Annotated in this window: 2 protein-coding genes and 1 pseudogene; 1 reads left to right on the top strand and 2 read right to left on the bottom strand. The window is 61.0% G+C overall.

Annotated features, from left to right (window positions below):
• Positions 1-603: translocation/assembly module TamB domain-containing protein (locus AC1DT2_RS18740; protein WP_477297984.1), on the top strand; the 603-nt coding region annotated here is incomplete at its 5' end.
• Between the two features lie 81 nt (positions 604-684).
• On the opposite strand, the gene AC1DT2_RS18735 is transcribed toward AC1DT2_RS18740, so the two are convergent.
• On the bottom strand, positions 685-1,824 hold the full coding sequence (locus AC1DT2_RS18735) for a M35 family metalloendopeptidase (protein ID WP_477297982.1): 1,140 nt from the start codon (positions 1,822-1,824) through the stop codon (positions 685-687).
• A 190-nt stretch (positions 1,825-2,014) separates the two neighbouring features.
• Positions 2,015-3,297: pseudogene (locus AC1DT2_RS18730) on the bottom strand (hypothetical protein); the annotation flags it as partial.

The raw sequence follows: 3,297 nt of genomic DNA, 5'->3' as shown, positions 1-3,297 counted from the left end.
GGTCAGATCGGCGTCGACGGTACGTACAAGGCCTATGGGCAGGATCTGAAGATCCAGCAGGGCCAGCTACTGTTCGCCACGACGCCCATCGACAATCCTCGACTCGACATCCGCGCGACACGCGTGCTCAATCCCAATGCCACGATCGCCGACGGCCAGACCGTGGGCCTTTACGTCTCCGGTACCGCGCAGCGCCCGATCCTCACCGTGTTTTCGAATCCGGTGATGGAACAATCCGACGCCCTCTCCTACCTCGTTACCGGCAAGCCGCTTTCGCAGGTCAGCGGTGGCGAGGGCAACATGGTGGGCGCCGCCGCACAAGCACTTGGCTCGGCGGCAGGCGACCTCCTGGCGAAGAGTGTCGGATCGAAGATCGGCGTGGACGACATCGGCGTGTCGAACAACGATGCGCTCGGTGGTACTTCAGCGTTCACCGTCGGCAAGTACCTCTCGCCTCGCCTGTACCTGAGCTATGGCGTAGGTCTGTTCGATCCCGGCCAGGTCATCACGCTGAGATATCTCTTCAGCAAGAAGTGGAACTTCGAGGCGCAAAACGCCACAGACTTCAGCCGAGCAAGCTTGAATTACAGACTGGAGCGCTAGCCCCAAACGAACGCAGCTCTCTGTGGGAGCCGCTTCAGCGGCGAAAGCCAGGGTGCCTCAGTCCCCCACCACGTGCCCGCTTCACTCCGACGCGCCCCTCCCGAGCGGAACATTCATAATGAAGTATTCGTAGTTCGCTCCACTGCGTACAGCACTCGTCCGATCAAGCGCATGCGCCGTGGCGCGATTCTTCACCCCAGGCAAGTCTTGTGTTGGTATCGCATACCCATCAGGGCGGTGAGAAACCTCATGCGCGATGGTGCCGACCTGTGAGGTAATCCCACCGCTCAAGGGGTCAAGAAAATTGACCGGACAAAGGTGAATAACATCGCCCTCGTTCCACGCACGTGAATTCGGATCATAACCAGTGCAGGAATCGCAAACGGCCCGCGCGCCACCGAGCAGCCGCGCATACGTCGCAGCAACCACCTGATCCACCATAGCGTTGTCGGTGTCCGACCAACCCGGTGCCGGGGGCTGTGGAGCCCACTCGTCATACTGGCCGAACCAATAGTTGTATCGGAGATGCGGCTTCATGTGGACGCGCGGCGGGACAGGGTTCTCAGGATCGATGGGGTCCGAGTAGTAAAGAGAACCGAGGAACATCATTGCTTCGTAGGACGCCGCCTGCGCACCGAAGATAGCCTGCTGCGTGGATGCTGTCTGTTCAGCGCTGCACTGTATGACGGAGCTCACCCCTGCCCGAGCCGCCGTAGGTGTGACCCTCACCGAGAACCGCACGGACGCGCTTTTAACCACTTCGTGAGGCACGGTCTCCGGCTCGCCCATGTCATCGAGACTCGGTATGCGATCCATGACATCGATGGCGGAGGTGACAGAAATACTCCCGGCGTCCGGCAGTGTGTACTCTGTGGAGAGATCGATGTCCGAAGTAATCGTCTCGCCAGGCGCGATACTTCGATAGCTTGATGGACCTGGCGTGCGAGTCAAAACCCACCGGCCTTTGTAAGCAACCTCGTTGCCTGCTTCGTCTCGGACCTGAAGCCATTTCCCCGTGGTCCTACCCTCCGGCAGCGCGAACGCTGTCTGGTAGCTCATCACGTAGGCATAACCCGGGCCAAAATTCGTGGCCGTAAGGCGCACGTTGTTCGGTGCACCGATGACAGGCCTGTAGCGAAGGGCTAGCTCCACGTGGGGCATCGCTACTGCCGCGGTTGGTGTGATCCATAGCGCTGCCAGCAAACCTGCAAGCTTATGCATCCTTTCTCCTTCGCTCTTTATCGTCATATGGATGACAAACGTAGAGACCTGGACTGACGTCGCATATAGAAGAAATCTGAGAATTCACCAGGAAGCAAGCAGGTGTGACGCACTTCACACCTGACCGCACCCATCATGCTCGTTGTAGGAGCTGATTCATCGGCGAAAGCCAGCCCACCTCGCCCTCCCTCTAAAGACTCATAGCAGCCGCCGACTGCTGCATAGCTACCTGCTGCATCTGCATTTGCATCTCCATGTCCTGCTGCTGTCGCATCGCCACCGCTTGCTGGTCGAGTTGCGTGGCCTGGGCAAGGCTTTCTTCCTTAGGCGGTGCGGCGGTGTCTATCGATAGGTCGATCGAGGGCCCTCCATGCATCCCTGCGCTGACGATGCGCCGCTCTTGGAGATCGACATCGCCAAGCTGATTCGGGTGATGAATGCCGAGCCGCCGCGCCTGCAAGGCTGCTTCGGCGGCCTTGTCGTCGGAGACCTCATTGGACAGCTGATTGCGAATGGCGGCGTAGATCGGGTCGTCGCCCGGCTTGGGCACGGTAGCTCGTGGATGCGTCGTCGCCAGCGGATGCGGCGAGCTCATATGCCGACCCGGATCGTCCGGGTGCATCGCCTCGCGTGCCGCGGCACGTTCCTGGCGAAGCTGGTAGGTGTTTTCCAGGCGCCGCCGGATGGCCGGGTCGTTCACGTCGTCCATCATGTCCAGCCGTATGCCGTTGGGTGCTTGCGCGTGATGCATTTCGGCCCATTCGCCCGTGCGGTCGCGGGCGTAGTAGTGGTCCGTGCGGCCGATGATGCTCGAGCTGGTGTGTGAGCGTTCGCCGTGGGCCTGGAGGTAGGCGGCCGCCATGTCTCGCACATAGGTGGCACGCTCGGCCACGGGCATAGCCTCTGCCGTTGCCAGGTTGATCAAGGTGTCCTTGCCGCGCTCCAGGCCGAGGGCGTCGTTGTTGAGCATGCTCGACCAGACTTTTTCGACGTGGCTATCGACGATGTCGTGCTTCATGGCCTGCTCGTCCACTACCTCACCGCGCGCCTTGGCAAGGCCGATCCGCAGGGCGGCCTCCGCCTCGCCGGCGTGACGTGCGGCCTCGATCAGCTTGCGTGGCGTCCAGGCGTCAGCGTCGACACCGATGTTGTCGAACGACGCGTCGTGCGCTTTCCGGATATCGAGCGCGGGCAGATTCAGCGCACGGTCCGCGCGCCCATCCGTCATATGAGCGTCGCGGTAAGCCAGGTCACGGCGAATCAAATCGACACCGAAGTTGTCCCATTCGCGCTCGCTAAGCACCTTGCCATTGTGCTCGCGGGCGTAATTCTGCGCATAGAGGTTCGCCGTGGCACCGGGCATGTTGTCGTGGCGAACCACGCCCAGAGCAAGCAAGCCGTAGCCGTCGTTGCCAGGTAGCTCGGCGAGGTAGTTCCAGTAGAGCTCGCGATTTCGTGTATCTACGTAGTGGC

The organism is Luteibacter sp. P4_E6 (genome assembly GCF_056401535.1).
Note: the sequence above shows the minus strand (reverse complement) of the source record. Positions and strands in the feature narration are given on the sequence as shown.